22 protein-coding genes are annotated in these 23,866 nt (G+C 70.8%); 17 read left to right on the top strand and 5 right to left on the bottom strand.

Going from position 1 to position 23,866, the window contains the following annotated elements:
• Positions 1 to 6: 6 nt before the first annotated feature.
• Positions 7 to 843, bottom strand: a complete 837-nt coding sequence (locus tag VQ03_RS17145; protein WP_048452103.1) for an EamA family transporter — start codon at positions 841 to 843, stop codon at positions 7 to 9.
• A 178-nt stretch (positions 844 to 1,021) separates the two neighbouring features.
• Between VQ03_RS17145 and gcvA the strand changes: the two genes are divergently transcribed.
• The gene (gcvA, locus tag VQ03_RS17140) at positions 1,022 to 1,909 is read left to right on the top strand and encodes a transcriptional regulator GcvA (RefSeq protein WP_048452102.1); all 888 of its coding nucleotides are present in this window, start codon (positions 1,022 to 1,024) and stop codon (positions 1,907 to 1,909) included.
• A gap of 57 nt (positions 1,910 to 1,966) precedes the next feature.
• On the opposite strand, the gene VQ03_RS17135 is transcribed toward gcvA, so the two are convergent.
• Positions 1,967 to 2,356, bottom strand: a complete 390-nt coding sequence (locus tag VQ03_RS17135) for a DUF3775 domain-containing protein (RefSeq protein ID WP_048452101.1) — start codon at positions 2,354 to 2,356, stop codon at positions 1,967 to 1,969.
• Between the two features lie 161 nt (positions 2,357 to 2,517).
• Here VQ03_RS17135 and VQ03_RS17130 point away from each other — a divergent pair, with 161 nt between their 5' ends.
• Both VQ03_RS17130 and VQ03_RS17125 read left to right on the top strand, forming a co-directional pair.
• Complete coding sequence (locus VQ03_RS17130) at positions 2,518 to 3,267, top strand: sulfate transporter family protein (RefSeq protein ID WP_048452100.1); 750 nt, start codon at positions 2,518 to 2,520, stop codon at positions 3,265 to 3,267.
• Between the two features lie 40 nt (positions 3,268 to 3,307).
• Positions 3,308 to 4,930 (top strand): isovaleryl-CoA dehydrogenase, encoded by a 1,623-nt coding sequence (locus tag VQ03_RS17125; RefSeq protein WP_048452099.1) that lies wholly within the window; start codon positions 3,308 to 3,310, stop codon positions 4,928 to 4,930.
• 195 nt (positions 4,931 to 5,125) lie between these two features.
• Here VQ03_RS17125 and VQ03_RS17120 read toward each other — a convergent pair whose 3' ends face one another.
• The gene (locus tag VQ03_RS17120; RefSeq protein ID WP_342586467.1) at positions 5,126 to 5,551 is read right to left on the bottom strand and encodes a DUF2306 domain-containing protein; all 426 of its coding nucleotides are present in this window, start codon (positions 5,549 to 5,551) and stop codon (positions 5,126 to 5,128) included.
• A 154-nt stretch (positions 5,552 to 5,705) separates the two neighbouring features.
• Here VQ03_RS17120 and VQ03_RS17115 point away from each other — a divergent pair, with 154 nt between their 5' ends.
• The 7 genes from VQ03_RS17115 to VQ03_RS17085 all read left to right on the top strand — a co-directional run bounded on the left by VQ03_RS17115 (position 5,706) and on the right by VQ03_RS17085 (position 13,056).
• On the top strand, positions 5,706 to 7,334 hold the full coding sequence (locus tag VQ03_RS17115; RefSeq protein ID WP_048452098.1) for an ABC transporter substrate-binding protein: 1,629 nt from the start codon (positions 5,706 to 5,708) through the stop codon (positions 7,332 to 7,334).
• A 287-nt stretch (positions 7,335 to 7,621) separates the two neighbouring features.
• Positions 7,622 to 8,575, top strand: a complete 954-nt coding sequence (locus VQ03_RS17110; RefSeq protein ID WP_048452097.1) for an ABC transporter permease — start codon at positions 7,622 to 7,624, stop codon at positions 8,573 to 8,575.
• Positions 8,576 to 8,579: 4 nt separating this feature from the next.
• Complete coding sequence (locus VQ03_RS17105) at positions 8,580 to 9,491, top strand: ABC transporter permease (protein ID WP_048452096.1); 912 nt, start codon at positions 8,580 to 8,582, stop codon at positions 9,489 to 9,491.
• Entirely contained in the window at positions 9,488 to 10,528 is a 1,041-nt protein-coding gene (locus VQ03_RS17100) for an ABC transporter ATP-binding protein (RefSeq protein WP_048452095.1), read from the top strand. Before VQ03_RS17105 ends, VQ03_RS17100 begins: the two co-directional genes overlap by 4 nt.
• 7 nt (positions 10,529 to 10,535) lie before the next feature.
• Entirely contained in the window at positions 10,536 to 11,549 is a 1,014-nt protein-coding gene (locus VQ03_RS17095; RefSeq protein WP_048452094.1) for an ABC transporter ATP-binding protein, read from the top strand.
• Positions 11,550 to 11,662: 113 nt separating this feature from the next.
• Positions 11,663 to 11,989 carry a (2Fe-2S) ferredoxin domain-containing protein gene (locus VQ03_RS17090; protein WP_053078623.1) on the top strand — a complete coding sequence of 109 codons (327 nt, stop codon included), beginning with the start codon at positions 11,663 to 11,665 and terminating at the stop codon, positions 11,987 to 11,989.
• Positions 11,990 to 12,000: 11 nt separating this feature from the next.
• Entirely contained in the window at positions 12,001 to 13,056 is a 1,056-nt protein-coding gene (locus VQ03_RS17085; protein ID WP_048452092.1) for a lysylphosphatidylglycerol synthase domain-containing protein, read from the top strand.
• Here VQ03_RS17085 and VQ03_RS17080 read toward each other — a convergent pair.
• Positions 13,053 to 13,613, bottom strand: a complete 561-nt coding sequence (locus VQ03_RS17080) for an ankyrin repeat domain-containing protein (RefSeq protein ID WP_245292110.1) — start codon at positions 13,611 to 13,613, stop codon at positions 13,053 to 13,055. The genes VQ03_RS17085 and VQ03_RS17080 overlap by 4 nt on opposite strands.
• Positions 13,614 to 13,858: 245 nt before the next feature.
• Between VQ03_RS17080 and VQ03_RS17075 the strand changes: the two genes are divergently transcribed.
• Entirely contained in the window at positions 13,859 to 16,243 is a 2,385-nt protein-coding gene (locus VQ03_RS17075) for a bifunctional diguanylate cyclase/phosphodiesterase (protein WP_048452091.1), read from the top strand.
• Positions 16,244 to 16,361: 118 nt separating this feature from the next.
• A complete protein-coding gene (locus tag VQ03_RS17070) occupies positions 16,362 to 17,987 on the top strand; it encodes an alpha-D-glucose phosphate-specific phosphoglucomutase (RefSeq protein WP_048452090.1) in 1,626 nt (541 codons plus the stop codon).
• 67 nt (positions 17,988 to 18,054) lie between these two features.
• On the opposite strand, the gene VQ03_RS17065 is transcribed toward VQ03_RS17070, so the two are convergent.
• On the bottom strand, positions 18,055 to 18,957 hold the full coding sequence (locus VQ03_RS17065; protein ID WP_053078622.1) for a DMT family transporter: 903 nt from the start codon (positions 18,955 to 18,957) through the stop codon (positions 18,055 to 18,057).
• A 105-nt stretch (positions 18,958 to 19,062) separates the two neighbouring features.
• On the opposite strand from VQ03_RS17065, the gene VQ03_RS17060 reads away from it, so the two are divergent.
• The 5 genes from VQ03_RS17060 (at position 19,063) to VQ03_RS17040 (ending at position 23,863) form a co-directional block, all read left to right on the top strand.
• The gene (locus tag VQ03_RS17060; RefSeq protein WP_048452088.1) at positions 19,063 to 19,875 is read left to right on the top strand and encodes an IclR family transcriptional regulator; all 813 of its coding nucleotides are present in this window, start codon (positions 19,063 to 19,065) and stop codon (positions 19,873 to 19,875) included.
• 178 nt (positions 19,876 to 20,053) lie between these two features.
• On the top strand, positions 20,054 to 21,427 hold the full coding sequence (locus VQ03_RS17055; protein ID WP_048452087.1) for an MFS transporter: 1,374 nt from the start codon (positions 20,054 to 20,056) through the stop codon (positions 21,425 to 21,427).
• A 69-nt stretch (positions 21,428 to 21,496) separates the two neighbouring features.
• Positions 21,497 to 22,225: a protocatechuate 3,4-dioxygenase subunit beta gene (gene pcaH, locus VQ03_RS17050; protein ID WP_048452086.1), complete on the top strand. Its 729-nt coding sequence runs from the start codon at positions 21,497 to 21,499 to the stop codon at positions 22,223 to 22,225.
• Positions 22,226 to 22,229: 4 nt separating this feature from the next.
• Positions 22,230 to 22,865, top strand: coding sequence for a protocatechuate 3,4-dioxygenase subunit alpha (pcaG, locus tag VQ03_RS17045; RefSeq protein ID WP_048452085.1), 636 nt, complete (start codon positions 22,230 to 22,232; stop codon positions 22,863 to 22,865).
• Positions 22,866 to 23,014: 149 nt separating this feature from the next.
• Positions 23,015 to 23,863, top strand: a complete 849-nt coding sequence (locus VQ03_RS17040) for a 3-oxoadipate:acetyl-CoA acetyltransferase (RefSeq protein ID WP_048452084.1) — start codon at positions 23,015 to 23,017, stop codon at positions 23,861 to 23,863.
• Positions 23,864 to 23,866: the final 3 nt, after the last annotated feature.

Here is a 23,866-nt window from a genome sequence, read left to right as displayed (position 1 = left end):
GCGCCTTCAGCCGACCGGATAGGCCAGGCAGGCCGCCCCGGCGGCGATCGCCAGGCAGGAGCCGATCCGGCGCGTGGTCAGCCGCTCGTCGAGGAAGACTCGCCCGATGATCGCGGCGTAGACCACGCTGGTTTCCCGCAGGGCCGACACGACACCCATCGCGTCGTACTGCATGGCCCAGATCACGATGCCGTAGGCGGCGATCGAGACCAGTCCGCCGGCGAGCGCCGCCGCGGTCTGCGCACGCGTATAGGCCGGAGGCCGCTGGCGCGCGAAGGCGTAGACGGCCGGCGTCGTGACGCTCCACAGCAGGAACATGCTGTTGGCATAGGCGAGGCTGTTTTCGGCGAGCCGCACCCCGATCCCGTCGACGACCGTGTAGGCCCCGATCAGGATCCCGGTGAGGAGGGCGGCGGGCAGGAAGCCGCTCCGCAGGCGCCCGCCCTGCAGGGCCAGGGACAGGATCCCGCCGGACACCAGGGCGATGCCGAGAATGGCGGCGGCGGTGAGGGTCTCGTGCGCGAAGGCCGCAGCGCCGAGCGCGACCAGGACCGGCGAGGAGCCGCGCGAGACCGGATAGGTCTGCCCCAGCTCCCCCGACCGGTAGGCACGCACGAGCGACAGGTTGTAGCCGGCATGGATCAGGGCCGAGGCCGCCACGTAGGGCCAGCTCGCCGGCGCGGGCCAGGGCAGGAAGACCGCCGCCACCGCGCTGGTGCAGCCCACGGCGATCATCATCAGCGTCATCGACCAGAGCCGATCGCTGCCGCCGCGGAGAACCGCGTTCCAGCCGGCATGCAGAACGGCCGCGACCATGACGCAGGCCAGGACGAAGGGAGTCATTGCGTTCCCCGAAACCCGCCCGCGCGACGGCAGCGAGCGATGCGGAGGGGCAGCGGACCCACTCGACAGGCAGCCCCTCCACCGCGCTCGAATGAGCATGCCTGTTGCGAAACCGGTCGGCAAACCAGTATTCCAGGGCGTAACGATCAGGAAAACTCTTGCGAAACAGGCGCTGGCCATGTCGCGGTCCTTGCCCCCGCTCAACGCCATGCGGGCCTTCGAGGCCGCCGCCCGCCTCGGCAGCTTCAAGGACGCGGCCGGCGAACTCGGCGTGACGCAGGGCGCGATCAGCCAGCACGTCCGCCTGCTCGAGGATTGGCTCGGATCGCGGTTGTTCGAGCGGCACAACCGGCGGATCGCGATGACCGCTGCGGCCCGGGCGTACCTGGCCGGAATCGGCCCGGCCCTCGACCGGATCGCCGACGCCACGGCACGGTTCGGGCGCGACGACCAGGCAGTGCTGCGGGTCAATGCCCCGGCGACCTTCGCGCTGCGCTGGCTCGTGCCGCGGCTGGCGCCGTTTCAGGATGCGCATCCGGGCGTGCGGGTGCGGCTCGAGACCTCGAACGCATCGCCCGAATCCCTGCGCGACCCCTTCGACGTGATCATCCGCGGCGGGCCGGACACGTTCTACGGCTACGTGGCGTCGCCCTTCCTGTCCGAGATGCGCGTCCCGGTCTGCAGCCCGGCGCTGCTCGACCGGCTCCCGCTGCGAACCTGCGACGACCTGGAGCGTCACACGCTCCTGCACACGCTGAGCCTGCCCCGGTTGTGGAACGACTGGCTGGCCAGGGCCGGCCGAGCCGGGCTCGAACCGGCCGCGACGCTGGTCCTCGACCATTTCTACCTGACGCTCCAGGCGGCCTTGGACGGGCTCGGCGTCGCGATGGGGCCGACGGCCCTGGTGGCGGAGGATCTGGCGCAGGGCCGCCTCGTCGCACCCTTCGCCGGCCCGCTCCTGCCGGCCCGGAGCTACTGCACCTACCTGCCCGCGGAGCGGGCGGACGACCCGCTCACCCTCGCCTTCCGGTCCTGGCTGGAACGCCAGGGCAACCTCCGGGCCTGAACGACGCGCGGCGCACGGCCCGCCGCGGAACGGCGGCACGCTTCCCGCGCGAGAGGATCAGACGTCGCAGCTGAGCCCCAGGGCTGCCAGCCCTTCGTCGAGCAGGTCGCCGACATTCGGGATGCCGAGCAGGTAATCGGCGGTGCGGGTGCCGGCGGCCTCGCGCTCGCGGGCGAGGCGGACCGCGTCGGGAAATTCCTCCGGCTCCATGTCGCCGCGGCCGACGAACAGGATCGCCACCAGCTCGGCCCGCTCGTCGTCGTTGAGGCCGGCGACCATCTCGCGCAGCTCTTCCTCGGTCGCGTCGTCGGTGCCGTCGACCAGCACGTCGCGGGCGCCGTCGTCGATCGGGTTGGAGCCGGAATCGGGGTCGCTCAATCCCTCCTTCACGTCGAGGGCCCGGGCCCGCAGGATGAACTCACAGACCTTCTCAACGGCGATGTCCATCGGTCGAACCTCCTCGCACCACGAGCGACACTGGGTGCAGCCTCAACCCGCGAAGCGATCCGCGGTTCGCCAAGGTTGAGCCGGCGCGGCGCCTTCGCCCCTGGACGGCGGCGCCGTTCGACATCAAGTGAGCGGCGGCGCGCCCTTTCCCGAGGTTCCCGATGCTGATCAACGCCGCCTTCGCGGCCCTGCGGCAGGTCTTCTCCCCGCCGCTGCGCCAGATTCTGTGGAAATCCCTCAGCCTGACGATCGGGCTCCTGTTCCTGATCTGGTTCGGGCTCACCAAGGGCATCGCGGCGCTGATCGCCGCCCACCCGATCTCGACCGACTACGCGATGGTCAACGCCGTGGCGTCGTTCCTGGCCGGGGCCGGCCTGTTCGTCGGGCTCGCCTACATCCTGCCGCCGGTCTCGATCCTGGTGGCGGGCTACTTCCTCGACGACGCCGCCGCGATCGTCGAGCGCACCGATTTCCCGGACGAGGTGCCGGGCCAGCCGATGCCGCTCTCCCAGGCGATGCTCTACACGGTGCGGTTCGCCGCGCTCGCGCTCGCCGTCAACCTCGCGGCCCTGGCGCTGCTGCTGGTGCCGGGCATCAACGTCGCGGCCTTCTTCCTCGCCAACACCTACCTTCTGGGCCGCGAGTATTTCGAGCTCGCCGCCGCCCGGTTCCGGCCGCTCCCCGAAGCGGGGGCGATGCGGCGCCATCACACCGCGACCGTGATGCTGGCCGGCGCCCTGCTCGCCGGGTTGATGCTGGTGCCGATCGTCAACCTGATCACGCCGCTCTTCGGCATCGCCCTGATGGTCCACGTCCACAAGGGCCTGAGCCGCGACCGGCTGCTGAAGGCGCCGGCCGCCCGCCCGCCGCTGGCGATGGACCGCGACCGGATCGACGCGGGCCGGCGCTGAGGCGGTTGCGGATCGCCCGCCTCCGGCGCACCCTGGCGCCATGCCCGGCGACACCCGAGACGTCCTGAACCAGACCCCGTCCTTCGGCGACGTGAACCTGTTCTCCGCCGATGCGCCGCTGCGAGGTGCCCTCGCGGCCTTCGGTGCCTCCACGGATGCGGACGGGCTGGCGGAGTTCGGCGCGCGCTGGGGCGCGGCCGAGCGGCTCGATCTCGGCCGCCTCGCCAACGCGCATCCGCCGATCCTGCGCACTCACGACGCGAGCGGGCGCCGGGCCGACCGGATCGAGTTCCATCCGGCCTACCACGCCCTGATGGCGGCGAGCGTCACGGATGGACTGCACGCCTCGATCTGGGACGGGGCGGATCCGAGCCGCCCCCGGGCCCGCGGCCATCTCGCCCGGGCGGCGCGCCACTACATCGTGGCCGGCGTCGAGAGCGGGCATCTCTGCCCGATGACCATGACGAGCGCGGCCGTCGCGGCGCTCGTCCCCGCCCCCGACCACCTCGCCGCCTGGCTGCCGCGGATCGCGAGCCGGAGCTACGACCCGTCCTTCCGGCCCTGGTACGAGAAGGCCGGCGTCACCCTCGGCATGGGGATGACCGAGAAGCAGGGCGGCACGGATGTCCGCGCCAACACCACCCGGGCCGAGCCCACCGGCGGCGGCACCTATGCGCTCACCGGCCACAAGTGGTTCTTCTCGGCGCCGATGTCCGACGGTTTCCTGGTGCTGGCCCAGGCCCCCGGCGGGCTGACCTGCCTCCTGGTGCCGCGGCACCGGCCCGACGGCACCGTGAATGCCCTGCACCTGCAACGCCTGAAGGACAAGCTCGGCAACCGCTCGAACGCCTCGTCGGAGGTCGAGTTCGACCGGGCCTTCGGGTGGCGCATCGGCGAGGAGGGCCGCGGCGTCCCGACCATCCTGGCGATGGTGCAGCTCACCCGGCTCGACTGCGCCGTCGCCTCGGCGGGCCTGTGCCGCATGGCCCTGGTGCTGGCCCTCCATCACGCCCGCCATCGCCACGTCTTCCAGAAGCCCCTCGTCGACCAGCCGGCGATGCGCCGGGTGCTGGCCGACCTCGCCCTCGAGAGCGAGGCGCAGACCGCACTCGCGTGCCGCCTCGCGGCCGCCTTCGACCGGAGCGAGACGGCGCGGACCCGGTTCCTCACCCCGGCGGTGAAGTACGCGGTCTGCAAGGCCGCGCCCGGCTTCGTCTACGAGGCGATGGAGGCGCTCGGCGGCAACGGCTACGTCGAGGAGAGCCCCCTACCCCGGCTCTATCGCGAGGCGCCGGTGAACGCGATCTGGGAAGGGTCCGGCACCGTCATGGCCCTCGACGTGCTGCGCGCCGCCTCCCGCGCGCCGGAGGAGGTCGTGGGCCTCGTGGCGGAGCTTGCCGAGGAGGCGGAGGGGCTGCCGGGCGTGCGCGAGGCCGAAGCCGACATCGTCGCGGCGCTCCAGGCCCCCGACGCGGAGGCCCGCGCCCGCTTCGCCACCGGCCGCCTCGCTGCCTTGGCCGCCGCCGCCTCCCTGGCCACCTGCGCGCCGCCGGCCATCGCCGAGGCCTATGCGGCGACGCGGCTCGCGCGGGAGCGGGCGCTCTACGGGGCGAACGGCATCGGGGCGGTGACGGAGGTGGCGCTGGGGCGGGCTTTGGGGTGAATTTTCCCTGTGCGCTTTCAATCTGACGACGTGTTGCACGACTGAATTTCTAAGCAAACGCCATTCATTGACCATCACATTGCCAACTCACTGTGTCATCCCGGTGCTCGCCGAAGTCGAGAACCCGAGATGACGTCGAGGATTTGAGCACCGTCGCGTGGAGCGACAGCGCTGGGAAGCCGGGAGTTGACATCCTCACCCGAACACCACGTGCCCCATGATCCGCCCCGGCAGGAGGGTGAACAATCCGGTGATCACCAGCGCGCCGAGATAGAGCCCGATCATGGTCCAGCGATGGGCCGCGACGTGTCCCCGCCTCGCGTAGAGCACGGCCCGCACCAGAAGAACGAGCGTGATCACCGACAGGAGGTGGATCCAGCTGAACGGCCCGACCTGACGCAGGCCCGAGATGCCGAACGAGCTGAGCGCCACCGCGGCCATCGGCCCGACCCAGAGCCGGCCCATCAACCGATGCCGTACGCCGCCGCGCCTCAGGCCGAATTGGAGCGCGCCGAGACCCAAGGCGGCGAGGGCCGCCGCGGCCTGGGCCCTGGTGCACGGCCTCGCCCATCTCGTCGCCGACCGGCAGATCGATGCCGCTCGGGCGGAAGCCTGCCTCACATGAGAGCAACTTCAATGTGGATCGTTCGCCCACGAACGAAGTCGCCTTGAATTTAGGCATTTCCGCTGCCCGGAAACCGGGCTCACCGCCGCGTCACAGTTGGCAGGGCTCTTGCAGCCTTCTCCCCGCCAGTCACCACGGGGACATTCCACGATGCCGCTGCCTACCCGCCTGCCCTTGCGCCGGTCCGCGCTCGGGCGAACCCTGTCCGGGCTCGCCCTCACCCTCGCGCTGGTGGGGCCTGCGAGCGCACAGGGCGTGCTGCGCATCGGCATGACCGCCTCGGACATCCCGCTCACCACCGGCCAGGCCGACAATGGCGGCGAGGGCATGCGCTTCACCGGCTACACGGTGTACGACGCGCTCATCAACTGGGACCTCAGCCGGGCCGACAAGGCCTCCGACCTGACGCCCGGCCTCGCCACCTCCTGGACGATCGACCCGGCCGACAAGACCCGCTGGACCTTCAAGCTCCGCCCCGGGGTCACCTTCCACGACGGCTCGGCCTTCGACGCCAACGCCGTGGTGTGGAACCTCGACAAGCTGCTGAAGTCGGACAGCCCGCAATTCGATCCGCGCCAGTCGGCGCAGGGCCGCACCCGCATCCCGGCGGTCGCTACGTACAAGGCCGTCGATCCGCTGACCGTCGAGATCGTCACCAAGAACCCGGACGCCACCTTCCCCTACCAGCTCGCCTGGATCCTGATGTCGTCTCCCACCAACTGGGAGAAGCAGGGCAAGAGCTGGGACGCGGTCGCCAAGGCGCCGTCCGGCACCGGGCCGTGGAAGGTGACCGGCTTCGTGCCGCGCGAGCGCCTGGAGCTGGTGCCGAACAAGGAATACTGGGACAAGGGCCGCGTTCCGAAGCTCGACAAGATGGTGCTCGTGCCGCTCCCCGAGGCCAATGCCCGGGTGGCGGCGCTCCGCTCCGGCCAGGTCGACTGGATCGAGGCGCCGGCGCCGGACGCGGTGCCCTCGCTCAAGGCCGCGGGCTTCGCGCTGGTCACCAACCTGTACCCGCATAACTGGACCTGGCACCTGTCGCGGGCCGAGGGCTCGCCGTGGAACGACATCCGCGTGCGCAAGGCCGCGAACCTCGCCGTCGACCGCGAGGGCCTGAAGGAATTTCTGGGCGGCCTCGCCACCCCCGCGCAGGGCTTCCTGACACCCGGCCATCCGTGGTTCGGCAAGCCGAGCTTCAAGGTCTCGTATGATCCGGAAGCCGCCAAGAAGCTCCTCAAGGAGGCCGGCTACGGACCGAACAAGCCGCTGACCACCAAGGTGCTGATCTCGGCCTCGGGCTCGGGCCAGATGCAGCCGCTGCCGATGAACGAGTTCATCCAGCAGAACCTCGCGGAGGTCGGCATCAAGGTCGATTACGAGGTCGTGGAGTGGAACACGCTGATCAACATCTGGCGTGCCGGCTCCAAGTCCGACAGCGCCCGCGGCGGCACCGCGATGAACTACTCCTACCTGATCCAGGATCCGTTCACCGCCTTCATCCGCCACGCCCAGTGCAACCTGGCGCCGCCGAACGGCACCAACTGGGGCTTTTACTGCGATCCGGCGATGGACAAGTTGTTCGACGAGGTGCGCACGACCTTCGAGCCGAAGGATCAGGTGGCAGTGTTGCAGAAGATCCACGAGAAGTTCGTGGATGACGCCCTGTTCCTGATGGTCACCCACGACGTCAACCCGCGGGCGATGAGCAAGAAGGTCCAGGGCTTCGTCCAGGCCCAGAGCTGGTTCCAGGACTTCTCGCCGATCACCATGGCGAAGTAGCCGCCCGCCTCCCCCTGGGAGGCCAACGATCGAACTGAAGCCATCGCGTCATTCCGGGGCCGCGCAGCGGAGCCCGGAATCCAGACGCCCAGGTTCTTCAGGACGAGGCGGGCGGCGTTCCGCTTCGTTCTGCACCACCTGCGGTTCTGGATCCCGGGCTCCGCTACGCGGCCCCGGGATGACGCGGAGGGTGGCGGACCCGTCGGGGCACAACAGGCCCCTCACCACCACGACCCCGCCCAACCCCGACCGGGCGGACCCACGACACCGACAACCGGCGCCGCCTCATGATCCTCTTCATCCTCAAGCGCATCGGCTACGCCGCCCCGGTCGCCCTGGGCGTCAGCCTGGTGTGCTTCCTCCTGGTCCACCTCGCCCCCGGCGATCCCTTGAGCGCGATCCTGCCGGTGGACGCCACCGCCGAGATGCAGGCGCAGATGCGGGCGGCCTACGGCTTCGACAAGCCGCTGCCGGTCCAGTACGGCCTCTGGCTCTGGAAGATTCTGCACGGCGACCTCGGCACCTCGATCGCCACCGGCCGTCCGGTCCTGTCGGAGGTCGGCCGCGCCGTCGGCAACAGCCTGATCCTCGCCTCGGTGGCGACGCTGATCGGCTTCACCTTCGGCACCTTCTTCGGCTTCGTCGCCGGCTATGCCCGGGATTCCTGGCTCGACCGGGCGGCCTCGTCCATCGCGGTGTTCGGGGTCAGCGTGCCGCATTACTGGCTCGGCATCGTGCTGGTGATCGTGTTCTCGGCCACCCTCGGCTGGCTGCCGCCGACCGGCGCGGGGCCGCAGGGCTCGGGCAACTGGGTCCCGGATGTCGAGCACCTGCGCTACATCCTGCTGCCGGCCATCACCATGTCGGTGATCCCGATGGGGGTGATCTCCCGCACCGTCCGGGCGCTGGTCGGCGACATCCTGCACCAGGACTTCGTCCAGGCATTGCGCGCCAAGGGCCTGTCGGAATTCGGCGTCTTCCGGCACGTGGTCAAGAACGCCGCCCCCACCGCCATCGCCATCATGGGCTTGCAGCTCGGCTACCTGCTCGGCGGCTCGATCCTGATCGAGACGGTGTTCGCCTGGCCGGGCACCGGGTTCCTGCTCAACGCCGCGATCTTCCAGCGCGACCTGCCGCTGCTCCAGGGCACGATCCTGGTGCTCGCGATGTTCTTCGTCACCCTCAACCTCCTGGTCGACGTGGTGCAGACCGCCCTCGACCCCCGCATCGAGAGGGCCTGATCCCATGTCGATCCAGACCTCCCTCACGGGCGATCCCGTCGCTTCGGTGCCGGCGCCCGAGATCCCGGTCGTGGCCTCCCGCGGCTACTGGGGCAGCGTGCTGCGGCGGCTCGCCCGCGATCCGGTGGCGATGACGGCGGGATTCGTGATCCTCGCCATCGTGCTCGCGGCGATCTTCGCGCCGCTGATCGCCCCGATGGACCCGTTCAAGGGCTCGATGGTCCGGCGCCTGCGCCATGTCGGCGATGCGACCTACTGGCTCGGCTCGGACGAGCTCGGCCGCGACATGCTCACACGGCTCCTCTATGCCGGCCGCCTGTCGCTGTTCATGGGCGTGCTGCCGGTCGTCATCGCGTTCTTCGTCGGATCGGCCCTCGGCATCCTGGCGGGCTATGCCGGCGGCCGGGTCAACACGCTGATCATGCGCGTGGTCGACGTGTTCTTCGCCTTTCCCTCGGTGCTGCTCGCCATCGCGCTCTCGGGGGCGCTCGGGGCCGGCATCCTCAACTCGATCGTGTCGCTGACGGTCGTGTTCGTGCCCCAGATCACCCGAGTCGCCGAGAGCGTCACGGTGCAGATCCGCAACCGCGACTACGTCGAGGCGGCGCGGGTCTCGGGTGCGAACCCGTTCACGGTGGTGCGGGTGCAGGTGCTCGGCAACGTGCTCGGGCCTGTCTTCGTCTATGCCACCAGCCTGATCTCGGTCTCGATGATCCTGGCCTCGGGCTTGTCCTTCCTCGGCCTCGGCGTGAAGCCGCCGGAGCCGGAATGGGGCCTGATGCTCAACACCCTGCGCACCGCGATCTACGTCAACCCGGTCGTCGCGGCGCTCCCCGGCGTGATGATCTTCATCACCTCGATCTCGTTCAACCTTTTGTCGGACGGCCTGCGCTCGGCCATGGAGGTGCGCCAGTGACCGATCTCGATCCGCGCGACCGCGGCGGTCCCGCCCAGCCGCTCCTCACCGTCGAGGGCCTGGTGAAGCATTTCGCCGGCAAGGGCGGCCTCCTCGGCAAGGGCCCTGCGGTGCGCGCCGTCGACGGCGTCGATTTCTCGGTGATGAAGGGCGAGACCCTCGGCGTCGTCGGCGAATCCGGCTGCGGCAAGTCGACGACGGCGCGGCTGCTGATGCAGATCGCCCGGCAGGACAAGGGCGACATCGTCTTCGACGGCGAATTGCTCGGCTCCCGCGCCCTCGACCTGAAGGCCTATCGCCGCCAAGTGCAGATGGTCTTCCAGGACTCTTATGCTTCGCTCAACCCGCGCTTGACGGTCGAGGAATCGGTGGCCTTCGGGCCGAAGGCGCACGGCCTGTCCTCCGCGGCGGCGCTCGCCCGCGCCCACGACCTCTTGCGCAGGGTCGGCCTGGAGCCGCGGCGCTTCGGCGGGCGCTACCCGCACGAGGTCTCGGGCGGCCAGCGCCAGCGGGTCAACATCGCCCGGGCGCTGGCCCTGGAGCCGCGGCTGCTGATCCTCGACGAGGCGGTCTCGGCCCTCGACAAGTCGGTGGAGGCGCAGGTGCTGAACCTGCTCACCGATCTCAAGCAGGAATTCGGCCTGACCTACATCTTCATCTCGCACGACCTCAACGTCGTGCGCTTCATGTCCGACCGGGTGATGGTGATGTATCTCGGCCGCGTCGCCGAGATCGGCCCGGCCGACGCGATCCTGTCCACCCCGCGCCATCCCTACACGGCGGCGCTCCTCGCCTCCCAGCCCTCGACCGACCCAAACGCGCGCCTGGAGGAGGCACCGCTCACCGGCGACCCGCCGAACCCGATCAACCCGCCCCCGGGCTGCCGCTTCCACACGCGCTGCCAGTTCGCGGCGGACATCTGCCGGACGCGCGAGCCCGGCCTTGACCCGGTGGCGCCGGCGCATTTCGCCGCGTGCCACATGGCCGTGGCCGGCTCCGGCCATCCGAAGGCTCCCCCGGTCCCGATGGCGGCGTGAGGCCCTCATGAACGCACCCTTACGCACATCCGACACCGCCACCTCCGGCGCCCTGATCGAGGTCCGCGACCTCACGGTCGACTTCCTCGGTGGCCGCAGGCCGGTCCGGGCGGTCGGCGGAGTCGATTTCACGATCCGCGCCGGCGAGGCCCTGGCGCTCCTCGGTGAATCGGGCTCCGGCAAGTCGGTCACCCTGCGGGCCCTGATGCGGCTCCTGCCCGAATCCCGCACCCGCATCGGCGGGCACCTGCGGGTCGATGGGCACGACGTGCTCGCGCTCAGACCCAAGGCCCTCTCGGCCTATCGCGGCGGCACCGTCGCGATGATCTTCCAGGATCCGGGCCTCGCCCTCGATCCGGTCTACCGGATCGGCGACCAGATCGCGGAAGCCGTCATGCGCCACGAGGGCGTCTCCCGCGCCGCGGGTCGCGCCAGGGCGCTGGAGCTGTTCGAGCGCGTCCACATCCCCTCCCCGGCCCGCCGCCTCGACGCCTATCCGCACGAGATGTCGGGCGGGATGCGCCAGCGGGCGATGATCGCGCTCGCGCTGGCCTGCCGGCCGAAGGTCCTGCTCGCCGACGAGCCGACCACGGCGCTCGACGCGACGGTGCAGATCCAGATCCTGCTGCTCCTGCGCGAATTGCAGCGCGATCTCGGCCTGGCGGTGATCTTCGTCACCCACGATGTCGGCGTGGCGGTGCAGGTCGCCGACCGGGTGGCAGTGATGTATGGCGGCCACCTCGTCGAGGTCGGGGCGAGCGGCGAGGTGATCGGCACGCCGGCCCATCCCTATACGCAGGGCCTGCTCGCCTCCCGCATCACCCCGGATTCGCCGCGGGGCGTGCGGCTGCCCACCATCCCGGGCTCGCCGCCCGACCTCAGCGATCCGCCGCCCGGCTGCCCGTTCGAGCCCCGCTGCGGCGTCGTCGTTCCGGCCTGCCGGGCGGGCCTGCCGGCGCGGGTGGCCGTGGCGCCGGGCCATGCGGCACGCTGCGTGCGGCTGGGCGAAGGAGCGCCGTAGTCGATCCTCCGTCGCGTCATGCCGCGTTGCGCCCGCTCCGGCCGGAGGCTAACTCCAGCCTGGAATCGATCGCGCAGACGGGAGACCGGGACACGGTGAGCAAGGCGCCGGTTATGAAACGCGGACCGGCCAAGGGAGCAGCCAAGGCGGCGGCCGCCCCCTTCGCCGAGATCGTGATGGTGTGCGCCAAGTGCGCCAAGCGGCAGGGAATCGGCGCCAAGGCGGTGCGGGGCGGGCTCAAGCGCGCCCTCAAGGCGGATCACCGCGGCCGCAAGGTGCGGGTCGTCGAGACCGGCTGCCTCGGCCTGTGCCCGAAGCGCAGCCTGACGCTCGCCACCGCCGGCTCCCTGGGCGAAGGCCGCCTGCTGGTGCTCGACCCGGCCCTCGAACCCGCAGCGATGCTGGATGCCCTGCTGCCCATGCGGGCCGAGGCGCCGTGAGGTCCGGGACCATGCAGGGGGCCGGGCCGCGCCCGAGCCTCGGCCGCCGCCTGCTGCGGCGGGTGCCGCTCCTCGGTGCGGCGTTCGGCGTGGTGCTGGCCCTGTGGCTCGTCGCCGCCAACGACGTCGGCGCGGTGGCGGACGCCTTCGGGCGCGTCGGCATCCTCGGCATCGCCACGGTGGTGCTGGTGCGGGTGCTGATCATCGGGCTGTGCGGCGTGGCCTGGGCCCGGGTCCTCACGGGTCTCGTCGGCGTCACCGCCGGCCCGTTCGTGCTGCTGCGCTTCGTGCGCGAGGGCGTCAACGTGCTCCTGCCCGTCGCCTCGGTCGGCGGCGAGGTGCTGGGCGCACGCCTCCTCACCTTCTGGGGCGTCACCGGCGCGGCGAGCGCCGCCGGCATCCTGGTCGACATGTTCTTCCAGGTCGTCACCCAGGCGCTGTTCGCGCTGACCGGCGTCGTGCTGCTGTCGCAACTCGAGGGCGAGCAGGCCGCGACGCTGACGGCCTGGTGCGCCAAGGGGCTCGCCCTGAGCGGCGTCGTGCTCGCCGCCTTCTTCGCGGTGCAGCGCTACGGCGGCGCCGCCTTCGTCGAGCGGCGGGTCACCGCGCTCGCGCGGCGCTTCGCGGCGGAGGGCGGGACGGCACCGGCCGGCGGCGGCGTGCAGGCGGCCCTCGACGCGGTCTGGGACCGCCGGCGCTGGCTGCCCCTCAGCCAAGGCGTCCTGCTCCACCTCGCGGCCTGGTTCCTCGGTGCCCTGGAGATCTGGATCGCCCTGCACTGCATCGGCATCGAGGGGGTGACGCTCGCCGAGGCGGTGGTGCTCGAATCCCTGAGCCAGGCGATCAAGTCCGCGGCCTTCCCGGTCCCGAGCGGGCTCGGCGTGCAGGAGGGCGGCTTCGTGCTCCTCGGCAGCCTGTTCGGCATCGATCCGCACACGGCACTCGCCCTCTCTCTGGTCAAGCGGGTGCCGGACGTGGTGCTGGGCCTGCCGGCGCTGATGGCCTGGCAGGCGATCGAGGCCCGGCGCGGGCTGATGGCGGCGAAGCCGGTGCCGCCGACGGTCTAGCGCCGCTCGCCTCCGGCGACGGCCCGGGCCAGACGATCCGGCGTGTCGGGCGCGTTCATCGCGCGGGCGGCGCTCTCGGCAGTGTGGCCGCTCGCGTCGCGGCGGGCGGGGTCGGCCCCGCGGGCGAGCAGCGCCTCCACCATCTCGACGCGGTTGAACATCGCCGCCGTCATCAGGGCGGTGCGCCCGTCCGGCCCGGCGCCGTCGATGGCGGCCCCGCCGTCGAGGAGGGCCAGCACCACCGGCATCGTGCCCTTGAACGCCGCCGCGGCGAGCGGAGTCTGGCCACGATCGTTGGCGATCTCCGGATCGGCCTTGTGCGCCATCAGCACGGCCACCGTCTCGACATGGCCGTGATAGGCCGCGAGCATCAGGAGCGTGTCGCCCTTGTCGTTGCGCAGGTTGGGCGGCAGGCCCATGCCGAGCAGCTCGCCCAGCTCCGCGTGGTGGCCGAGGCGGGCATACTGAAAGACCCGGCCCGCGAAGGCGATCGTGTCCTCGTCCAATGTCGGCTGCGCCGGGGTCCCCGGCTCCTCGTTCTGCATCGTGCTCAACATCCATGGCTCGTGGGTGGCGGATATCGCGCGAAGGGGCCGGCCGCCAAGGGGGCGGCCAGGAGATCGGCCAAGGGGTCGGCCAAACGGGTGGCCAAGAACCAGTCCCTGCGCGGCCGCGTCATCCCGTTAGGACGTCATTCACTACGCATCATAGAAATCCTGATCGGATCGAACGATGATCCAGATCTTCACTACAACCCGCGCACGGTGATGGCCACTATGAGCCCGAGCGCGAGACGCATGTTGTGACCACTCTCTACAATTGTATTTTTGAGAATCACGACCTCAAGTTGATCGTCCTCGCGGCGGTCGTCTGTACCCTCGCGGCGGCGACCAGCCTGACGCTTCTCGACCATGCCCGTCGCAATGCGGGCCGGGAGCGCCGGCTCTGGCTCTCGGTGGCCGCCGTGGCGGGCGGAATCGGAATCTGGGCGACGCATTTCATCGCCATGCTGGCCTTCTCGCCGGGGATCGCGTCGGCCTACGAACTCGGCCTGACCGGGCTGTCCCTGGTGATCGGGATCGGGATGACGGCGGCCGGATTCTGGATCGCCCTGCGGCCGGGCCTGCCCGGCGCCGCCTGGCTCGGCGGCGCGCAGATGGGCCTCGGCGTCGGCGCCATGCACTTCACCGGCATGGCGGCCTTCGAGGTCGCGGGCCGGGTCGCGTGGGATGCCGGCTTCGTCCTGGCGGCGCTCGCGGCCGGTACGGGGCTCGGCGGCCTCGCCCTTGCCACCGCCCTGCGGGCCAGCGCGATGCGCGAGAGGCTCGCCGGGGCCGGCCTGATGGTGGCCGGCATCTGCGGCCTGCACTTCACCGCGATGGCCGCCGCCGTGATCATGCCCGACCCGGCGATCGTCCTGTCGGGCACCGCGGTGCCGGCGGAGATCCTCGCCCTCGCGGTGGCGCTCGCCAGCATCACCATCCTGATCCTGGCCTTCGCGGGCCTGTGGCTGCACCTGCGCGACGAGCGCCGCTCGGCCCTCGAGAGCGACCGGATGCGCGGGCTCGCCAATGCCGCCGTCGAGGGCCTGGTGGTCTGCGACGGCGACCGGATCGTCACCGTCAACGACAGCTTCGCCGATCTCGTCGGCCGCCCGGCGGAGGCGCTGACCGGGGCGTCCCTCGCGAGCATCGTCGCCGAGCCGGTCGAGCAGGCCATGCCTGCCGAAGCCGCCGAGGGGCCCGAGGCGCCCGAGGCGCAGCTGCGCCGGGCCGACGGCACCCTGGTGCCGGTCGAGGTGATCCGCCGGGTAATCGACTTCGCCGGACGGCCGCACGCCGCCCTGGCGGTGCGGGACCTGCGGGCGCGCAAGCGCGCCGAGGCGCGGATCGCCTATCTGGCACACCACGACGCGCTCACGGGCGCGCCGAACCGCACCAGCTTCAACGCCCGGCTGGCGCAGGAACTCGCGCTGGCGCAGGCCGCCGGCCGGCCGCTGGCGGTGCTATGCGCCGACCTCGACCGCTTCAAGGAGGTCAACGACCTGTTCGGCCACGCCGCCGGCGACGCCCTGCTGCGCGCCGTCTGCGCGGCGATCATCTCGGTGCTCAGTCCCGGCCAGATGCTGGCGCGGCTGGGCGGCGACGAGTTCGCCGTTCTGGCGCCGAATCTCGATGCGGCCGGCGCCGAGGCGCTCGGAGAGGCGATCCTGGCCGCCCTGCGCCAGGCCGAGACCGGACCCGCCGGTGCGATCGCGGCGGCGAGCCTCGGCATCGCGCTCTTTCCCCATGACGGGTCTGAGCCCGAGACCCTGATGGTCCAGGCCGATACCGCCCTCTACCGCGCCAAGCAGGAAGGCCGCGGCCGCCTGCGCTTCTACGAAACGCGGATGGGCGTGCAGGTCCGCGAGCGGCGCCAGATCGAGCACGACCTGCGCCACGCCGTCGAGCGGGGCGAGCTGCGGGTCGTCTACCAGCCGCAGACCCGCATCGACACCGGCGAGGCGGTGGGCTTCGAGGCGCTGCTGCGCTGGGAGCACCCTGTGCGCGGCACCGTCCCTCCGAACCTGTTCATCCCGATCTCCGAGGAGACCGGCAGCATCTTAGGGATCGGCGAGTGGGTCCTGCGCGAGACCTGCCGCGAGGCCGCCTCCTGGGACAATCCTCTGCGCATCGCCGTCAACGTCTCGGCGGTGCAGCTCCACGCTCCCGGCTTCGCGGAGCTCGTCCACGAGGTCCTGTTCACCACCGGCCTCTCGCCGGCCCGCCTGGAGCTCGAGATCACCGAGACGGCCCTGGTGCGCGACCTGCCGCGGGCCCTCGCGACCCTGCGCCGGGTCAAGGCGATGGGGGTGCGGATCGCGATGGACGATTTCGGCACCGGCTACTCGTCGCTGTCGAACCTGCGCGCCTTTCCGTTCGACAAGATCAAGATCGATTCCTCCTTCACCCGCTCGGTCGACACCAGCGAGCAGGCCGCCACCATCGTGCGCACCGTTCTCGGCCTCGGCCGCGGCCTCGGGCTGCCGGTGCTGGCCGAGGGCGTCGAGACCAAGGCCGAACTCGAGTTCCTGGGGGCGGAGGACTGCCACGAGGCACAGGGCTACCTGCTCGGCCGCCCCGGCCCGATCGATCGCTTCCGAGACCTGACCACCGGCCGGCCGGTCGCCGCGGAGGACGCGGCGTGAGGGCGGGCGAAGCGTCCGGGCGGGCTGGCCGGCGGCGGCGAGAGGCGGCATAAGCCGGGCACGGGGTCGACCGGCAAGGGGCCGGCCGGCCCCGCCGCCTCCACCGAGACGAGACCCCATGACCGTCAAGGCCGTCCCCACGCAGCCCTTTCCCGACCAGAAGCCCGGCACGTCCGGCCTGCGCAAGAAGGTGCCGGTCTTCCGTCAGCCCGGTTACGTCGAGAACTTCGTCCAGGCGATCGTCGATTGCCTGCCCGACCGGGCCGGCACCACCCTGGTGGTCGGCGGCGACGGGCGCTTCCTCAACCGCGAGGTGGTGCAGACGACCCTGAGGATCGCGGCGGCCAACGGCTTCTCGCGCATCCTGGTCGGCCGCGGCGGCCTGCTCTCGACCCCGGCGGCCTCCTGCGTGATCCGCCGATACGGCGCGATCGGCGGCGTGGTGCTCTCGGCGAGCCACAATCCGGGCGGCCCGGAGGGCGATTTCGGCATCAAGTTCAACGGCCGCAACGGCGGACCGGCGCCGGAGCCGGTGACCGAGGCGATCTTTGCCCGCACCAGGGCGATCACCGAGTACCGCATCGTCGAGGCCGACGACATCGACCTCGACACGCTCGGCGACGTGCGCCTGGCTGAGGCGACCGTCACGGTGATCGACCCGGTGGCGGATTACGCGGCGCTCATGGAGACGCTGATCGACTTCCCCGCCATCGCGGCCCTGTTCCGCTCCGGCTTCCGGATGCGGTTCGACGCGATGAGCGCCGTCACCGGCCCCTACGCCGTGGAGATCCTGGAACGGCGCCTCGGTGCGCCGGCCGGCACGGTGGTGAATGCCGAGCCGCTGCCCGATTTCGGCGGCCACCATCCGGATCCGAACCCGGTCCATGCCCACGACCTGATGGCGCTGATGACCGGCCCGGACGCACCCGATTTCGGCGCCGCTTCCGACGGCGACGGCGACCGCAACATGATCGTCGCGCCCCATCTCTTCGTCACCCCGAGCGACAGCCTGGCGATCCTCGCCGCCCACGCGCATCTCGCCCCCGGGTACAGGGACGGCCTTGCCGGCGTCGCCCGCTCGATGCCGACGAGCCGCGCCGCCGACCGGGTCGCGGCCTCTCTCGGCATCCCGGCCTTCGAGACCCCGACCGGCTGGAAGTTCTTCGGCAACCTGCTCGATGCCGGGCGGATCACCCTCTGCGGCGAGGAGAGCGCCGGCACCGGCTCGAACCATGTCCGCGAGAAGGACGGGCTGTGGGCGGTGCTGCTCTGGCTCAACCTGCTCGCCGCGACCAAGACGCCCGCCGACCAGGTGGTGCGCGACCACTGGGCGACTTACGGGCGCGACTACTACGCCCGCCACGACTACGAGGAGGTGGAGAGCGCCGCGGCCGAGGGGCTGATGACGGCTCTTCGCGAGACGCTCGCCGGGCTGCCGGGGCAGCGCGTCGGCGCGCTGACCGTCGAGGCCGCGGACGACTTCACCTATACCGACCCGGTCGACGGCTCGGTGACGGCGCGCCAGGGCGTGCGGATCCTGTTTCGCGAGGATGCCCGGGTGGTGTTCCGCCTGTCGGGCACCGGCACGGTCGGGGCGACGTTGCGGGTCTATCTCGAGCGCTTCTCGAAGGACCGGCTCGACGCGCCGACCGCCGAGATGCTGGCCCCGGTCGTGGCGGCGGCGGAGGCCATTGCCGGGATCGTCCGGCATACCGGCCGGACCGAGCCGTCGGTCGTGACCTGAGGCGAAGGGCGTGCCGTCTCCTGAACCCTCCCCCCCCTCTGCGGGGGAGGGTTCAAGACGCGGCGCCTCACGCCGCCCCCTCCTCACCCGGTGGGGTGACCCGCGGGCGCTCGTAGTAGAGCAGGTAAAGCCCCGAGGCCGCCACCACCGCGCCGCCGATCAGCGTCCAGCGGTCGGGCAGGTGGCCGAAGACCAGGATGCCGAGGAGCACCGCCCAGAGCAGGTGGGCATAGGCGAAGGGCGCCAGCGTCGAGGCCGGCGCCCGGCGATGGGCCAGGATCAGCAGCCAGTGCCCGAGCGCCCCGAAGAAGCCGACCGAGGCGATGCCGATCCAGGTCGAGGCCTCGGCCGGCGTCTCCCACAGGAAGGGCAGGACGGGCGCGGTCAGCACCGAGCCGACGAGGCCGGTATAGAACATCGTGGTCTCGGGCGGATCGTGGGCGGCGAGCATCCGCGTCACCACGATGTAGACGCCGTTGACGAGGGCGGTCACCACGGCGAGCAGCGCCGCCGGGTGCATGCCTGAGACGCCGGGCCGGCTCACCACCAGCACCCCCGAGAATCCGACCAGCACCGCGGCCACCCGCCGCCAGCCGACCCGCTCGCCGAGAAGCGGCCCCGCGATCAGCGCCACCACCAGGGGCGAGGCGAAGGTGATCGAGGTCACCTGTGCCAGCGGCAGATAGCGGAGCGCCACGAACGAGCACATCGTCGCCGTGACCAGGCAGAGCGAGCGCAGCACCTGCAGTCCCGGCTTGCGGGTGCGCATCAGCCCGACGATGTCGCGCCGCGCGGCGAGAAAAACCGCCACGATCATGAAGCTGACGACGTAGCGGACGGCCACGATCAGCATCGGGCTCATCGTCCCGCTGAGGAACTTCGCCGACGCGTCGATCGAGGCGAAGCCCGCCACCGCGCTCACCATCAGGGCGATGCCGATCAGGGTCTCCCTCTGGCCCGTGCCGCGCATGCCCCGCCTCCCCTCTCCCGCCACCATGCCTTGACTTAGAACGGAACTCAGTTCAAATCCAGAACTGCGTTCCAGAATTGAGGGCGCGCGATACGGGCACGAGACATGGCCGGCTCCCTGCTGCGGCGCGTCCTGGATCTGGTGGAACTCCTCGCGAACCATCCGCGCGGGCTGCCGCTCCAGGCCATGGCCGAGACGTTGGATATCCCGAAGAGCGGCGCCCACCGGCTGCTGGCCGAGCTCGTCGAGTACCAGTACGTCGTGCAGGATTCCGAGACCGGCCGTTACCTCCTCACCACCAAGTTCGCGACGCTCGGCCTCAAGCACCTCTCGCGCTCGGGCGTGGTCGACGTCGCCCAGTCGGTGCTCAACCGGCTGGCGGATCTGAGCGGCGAGCTGGCCCGCCTCGCGGTGGTCGATTATCCGCGCCTGGTCTGGGTGGCGAAGGCGCAGGGCGCGCGCACCGGCCTGCGCTACGACGGCGACATGGGCACCGAGGCGCGGCTCTCCACCACCTCCACCGGCATCGCCTGGCTCGCCAGCCTCACGGACGAGGAGGCCCTGAGCCTCGTGATGCGCCAGGGGCTCGGCGCCCCGGAGCAATGCGGCCCCAACGCGCCACGCACGATCGCCGCGCTGATGGCCCTGGTGAACGAGGCCCGCGCCCGCGGCTATGCCTGGGTGCAGGACACCAACACCCCCGGCGCCGCCGCGATGGCGGCCAACATCGTGCATCCGCAGACCGGCCGGGCGGTCGGCAACCTCAGCGTCGCCGGCCCGAGCCTGCGCCTCACCGAGTCGCAGCGGGACGCGATCGCTCCGGAGCTGCTCGCGGCCGCCGCCGACCTGTCCTCGGTCGGCGCCTTCTCCGAATATCTCGGGGCGCTCGGCGGCACCGTCCCAGTGCGGCAGACCTAAGCAGACTTGCGGTGGCAAGCCAACGCTTCGGCCGCTCAGGTTCTTGTTTGGTCGCAGATTTTTGTCGCAGAACCGGCGACCACTTTTGCGAAATCTGCTGAGCGAGCCATGCTCCAGGCTTCACACGAACGGCACGCAGAAGGCCGAATCGACTTCAAACACAAACCCTTCGGGAGGAATGACGGTGTCACGGCCCCACAACGTCGATGTTCAATCCTTTATCAATGAACATCCGTTCTCTGCATTTCAGTGGACGATCTTCGCACTCTGCTTCTTCATCGTCCTTCTGGACGGGTTCGACACGGCGGCGATCGGCTATATCGCACCGTCGCTGATCACCGAATGGGGGATCGCGCGTCCGGCCCTGGCGCCGGTGCTGAGCGCGGCCCTGTTCGGCCTCGCCTTCGGCGCGCTGTCGGCCGGTCCCCTCGCCGACCGCTTCGGGCGGAAGGCCGTGCTCGTGGTCTCGGTGCTGGTCTTCGGCGCCGCCTGCCTCGCCTCCGCCTTCTCGGGCGACCTGACCCAGCTCGTGGCCTGGCGCTTCGCCACCGGGCTCGGGCTCGGGGCCGCGATGCCGAACGCCGTCACCCTGATGAGCGAGTACTGCCCCGAAGGACGTCGCGCCACGCTCACCAACGCCATGTTCTGCGGCTTCCCCCTCGGGGCGGCGTTCGGGGGCTTCCTGGCCGCCTGGATGGTGCCGCATCTCGGCTGGCGCAGCGTGCTGGTCCTCGGCGGGGTCGTGCCGCTCGTCCTCGTCGTGCTGCTGGTCTGGCTGCTGCCGGAATCGGTCCGGCACATGGTGGCCAAGGGCGCCGCGGTGGAGCGCATCCGCGCCGTGCTCGGCCGGATCTCGGCCTCGGCCTCCGCGGCGACCGCCTTCACCCTGCGCGAGAGCGCACCGGCCCCGCAGGGCCGGACCGGCAGCATCGGCGTGGTGCTGTCGCGCCGCTATCTCGTCGGCTCGGCGATGCTGTGGATCGCCTACTTCATGGGCCTGGTGATCTTCTACGCCCTGATCAACTGGATGCCGATCCTCTTCCGCGACGCCGGCCTCACGCCCGGAACCGCGGCGCTGATCACCGCCCTGTTTCCCCTCGGCGGCCTCGGGGCGATCTTCTCCGGCTGGCTGATGGACCGGCTCAACGGCAACCTCGTCATCGCGGTCTGCTTCGCCCTGACGGCGGGAGCGGTCTACGCCATCGGCCGCACCACCGGAGCGGTCGCGGTGCTGCCGGTCGTGGTGCTGGTCGCCGGCACGCTGATGAACACGGCCCAGTCCTCGCTGCCGGCGCTCGCCGCCGCCTTCTATCCGACCAGCGGGCGGGCCACCGGCGTCGCCTGGATGCTCGGCCTCGGCCGTTTCGGCGGCATCGCCGGATCGTTCCTGGTCGGCGAACTGTCGCGCCGCGAGCTGAGCTTTTCCAGCATCTTCACGATCGTCGCCGCGGCGGCCCTGATCTCCGCGGCAGCGCTCCTGATCAAATGGCTCGCCTACCCGGAAGCTGCTACCGATCCGGTGGCGGCGAAGAGCGAGGCCTTGAGCCACTGACAACCGACACGACCGCCCTCCGCGCGCGGCCTCGCGAGGCTCGGCGCCGGACATCATGAGGAGGAGACGATGAGCCAAGTCGACAGCGAGTTCCTGCAGAGGGACCGCTCGATCCACCCGCCGGCCTTCACGCCGGACTACAAGACCAGCGTGCTGCGCTCGCCGCGCCGGGCGATGCTGTCGCTGCAATCCTCCCTGTCGGAGGTGACCGGCCCGGCCTTCGGCCACTCGGAACTCGGCCCGCTCGACAACGACCTGATCCTCAACTACGCCCGCGAGGGCGAGCCGATCGGCGAGCGGATCTTCGTCCACGGCCATGTCCGCGACGAGAACGGCCGCGGCATCCCCCACACCCTGGTCGAGTTCTGGCAGGCCAATGCGGGCGGGCGCTACCGCCACCGCAACGACCGCTACCTCGCGCCGATCGACCCGAATTTCGGCGGCTGCGGCCGGACGATCACCGACGAGCACGGCTTCTACTATTTCCGCACGATCAAGCCCGGGCCCTATCCCTGGCGCAACAACCTCAATTCCTGGCGCCCGGCGCATATCCACTTCTCGGTGTTCGGCTCCGGCTTCGCCCAGCGCCTCATCACCCAGATGTACTTCGAAGGCGACCCGCTGATCTGGCGCGACCCGATGGTGCTCGGCATCCCCGACCGCTCGGCCGCCGAGCGGCTGATCGCTCCCCTCGACCTCGGCGCCGCGGTGCCGCTCGACATGCTCGCCTACAAGTTCGACATCGTGCTGCGGGGCCGCCAGCAGACGCTGTTCGAGAACAAGCTCCAGGGGAACTGAGACGATGGTCCAGCCGCTTCCCACCCGCCTGCAGGAGACCCCGTCGCAGACCGCGGGTCCCTACGTCCATATCGGGCTGATCCCGCACCAGGCCGGGTTCGACATCTTCGAGAACAACTTCTCGAACGTGCTGACCGGCCCCGAGACCCAGGGCGAGCGCATCCGGATCGAGGGCCGGGTGTTCGACGGCGCCGGCTCGCTGGTCCGCGACGCCTTCCTCGAGATCTGGCAGGCCAACGCCGCCGGCCGCTACAACCACCCGGCCGACCGCCAGGAGGGCAAGCCCCTCGACGAGACCTTCCGGGGTTGGGGCCGCACCGGCTCGGACTTCGATACCGGTGTCTGGTTCTTCGAGACGGTGAAGCCCGGCCCCGTCGACGGCCGGAAAGGTCACCGCGCGATGGCGCCGCACATCAACCTCTGGATCGCCGCCCGCGGCATCAATATCGGCCTGCAGACCCGGCTCTACTTCGCCGACGAGGCCGAGGCCAATGCCAACGATCCGGTGCTGAACCTCGTCGAGCGCGGGCCGTTGCGCGACAGCCTCCTGGCGAAGCGTGAGGAGCGCGATGGGAAGGCGGTCTACGTCTTCGACATCTATTTGCAGGGGCCGAACGAGACCGTGTTCTTCGACGTGTGAGGTTCGCCTCACCCGCCTGACACACGACGCCTCATCCCACCCACGACCTCATCCTGAGGTGCGGGTGGGAAGGAGAGGACGACCATCACTCAGCTGCGCTCTCACGCCTCGTCGAGGCGGCAGAGCAGAGGAAAACCCAGGAGACCCCCATGAACCCCGTCGTCATCGCGGTCGCGATCACCGGCTCCGTCCCGCGCAAGAAGGACAACCCGGCAGTGCCCACCACCGTCGCGGAGCAGATCGAATCCACCCACCAGGCTTTTGAAGCCGGCGCCACCCTCGTGCACATCCACGTCCGCAACGACGACGAGTCGCCCTCGTCCGACCCGGACAAGTTCGCGGCGGTGCAGGAGGGCGTGCGCAAGCACTGCCCCGGCATGATCGTGCAGTTCTCGACCGGCGGCCGCGGCCGCGACCCGAGCGCGCGCGGCCTCTCGCTGGTGCACCGGCCCGACATGGCCTCGCTCTCGACCGGCTCGGTCAACTTCCCGAGCATCGTCTACGAGAACCACGCCACCCTGGTGAACGACCTCGCCGGCGCGATGCACAAGAACGGCATCCGGCCCGAGATCGAGATCTTCGACCTGTCGCACATCCACGGCGCCAAGAGGCTGATCGAGGAGGGGCTGATGGACGCCCACCCGCACGTGCAGTTCGTGATGGGCGTGAAGAACGCGATGCCGGCCGACGAGCACCTGCTCGACATCCTGCTCGCCGAGACCCGCCGGGTGATCCCGGGCGCGACCTGGACCGCCGCCGGCATCGGCCGCGAGCAGGCCCGCGTCATGGGCTGGGCGCTCGCCCGCGGCGCCGACGCGGTCCGCACCGGCCTCGAGGACAACATCCGGGTGACCAAGGACCGCCTGGCGGCGAGCAATGCCGAGCTGGTGTCCCTGGCGGCCGAGATGGTGACCCGCCACAACCGCAAGGTCGCGACCCCGGCGGAGGCCCGCGCCCTCCTCCACCTGAAGCCCTTGCACCTGAAGCCAGCGGCCTGATCC

Source organism: Methylobacterium tarhaniae (genome assembly GCF_001043955.1).
GTDB classification, from domain to species: domain Bacteria; phylum Pseudomonadota; class Alphaproteobacteria; order Rhizobiales; family Beijerinckiaceae; genus Methylobacterium; species Methylobacterium tarhaniae.
The sequence above is the reverse complement of the archived record's forward strand: the minus strand, read 5'-3'. Positions and strand labels throughout refer to the sequence as shown.

Bases quoted from the DNA above. Each gene is read 5' to 3' on its own strand.
- VQ03_RS17125 (WP_048452099.1), top strand. From the start codon at position 3,308: ATGCCCGGCGACACCCGAGACGTCCTGAACCAGACCCCGTCCTTCGGC.
- VQ03_RS17090 (WP_053078623.1), top strand. From the start codon at position 11,663: ATGAAACGCGGACCGGCCAAGGGAGCAGCCAAGGCGGCGGCCGCCCCC.
- VQ03_RS17055 (WP_048452087.1), top strand. From the start codon at position 20,054: ATGACGGTGTCACGGCCCCACAACGTCGATGTTCAATCCTTTATCAAT.
- VQ03_RS17130 (WP_048452100.1), top strand. From the start codon at position 2,518: ATGCTGATCAACGCCGCCTTCGCGGCCCTGCGGCAGGTCTTCTCCCCG.
- VQ03_RS17080 (WP_245292110.1), bottom strand. From the start codon at position 13,613: ATGTTGAGCACGATGCAGAACGAGGAGCCGGGGACCCCGGCGCAGCCG.
- pcaH (WP_048452086.1), top strand. From the start codon at position 21,497: ATGAGCCAAGTCGACAGCGAGTTCCTGCAGAGGGACCGCTCGATCCAC.
- VQ03_RS17135 (WP_048452101.1), bottom strand. From the start codon at position 2,356: ATGGACATCGCCGTTGAGAAGGTCTGTGAGTTCATCCTGCGGGCCCGG.
- VQ03_RS17105 (WP_048452096.1), top strand. From the start codon at position 8,580: ATGTCGATCCAGACCTCCCTCACGGGCGATCCCGTCGCTTCGGTGCCG.
- VQ03_RS17085 (WP_048452092.1), top strand. From the start codon at position 12,001: ATGCAGGGGGCCGGGCCGCGCCCGAGCCTCGGCCGCCGCCTGCTGCGG.
- VQ03_RS17040 (WP_048452084.1), top strand. From the start codon at position 23,015: ATGAACCCCGTCGTCATCGCGGTCGCGATCACCGGCTCCGTCCCGCGC.
- VQ03_RS17145 (WP_048452103.1), bottom strand. From the start codon at position 843: ATGACTCCCTTCGTCCTGGCCTGCGTCATGGTCGCGGCCGTTCTGCAT.
- pcaG (WP_048452085.1), top strand. From the start codon at position 22,230: ATGGTCCAGCCGCTTCCCACCCGCCTGCAGGAGACCCCGTCGCAGACC.
- VQ03_RS17065 (WP_053078622.1), bottom strand. From the start codon at position 18,957: ATGCGCGGCACGGGCCAGAGGGAGACCCTGATCGGCATCGCCCTGATG.
- VQ03_RS17095 (WP_048452094.1), top strand. From the start codon at position 10,536: ATGAACGCACCCTTACGCACATCCGACACCGCCACCTCCGGCGCCCTG.
- VQ03_RS17060 (WP_048452088.1), top strand. From the start codon at position 19,063: ATGGCCGGCTCCCTGCTGCGGCGCGTCCTGGATCTGGTGGAACTCCTC.
- gcvA (WP_048452102.1), top strand. From the start codon at position 1,022: ATGTCGCGGTCCTTGCCCCCGCTCAACGCCATGCGGGCCTTCGAGGCC.
- VQ03_RS17110 (WP_048452097.1), top strand. From the start codon at position 7,622: ATGATCCTCTTCATCCTCAAGCGCATCGGCTACGCCGCCCCGGTCGCC.
- VQ03_RS17115 (WP_048452098.1), top strand. From the start codon at position 5,706: ATGCCGCTGCCTACCCGCCTGCCCTTGCGCCGGTCCGCGCTCGGGCGA.
- VQ03_RS17070 (WP_048452090.1), top strand. From the start codon at position 16,362: ATGACCGTCAAGGCCGTCCCCACGCAGCCCTTTCCCGACCAGAAGCCC.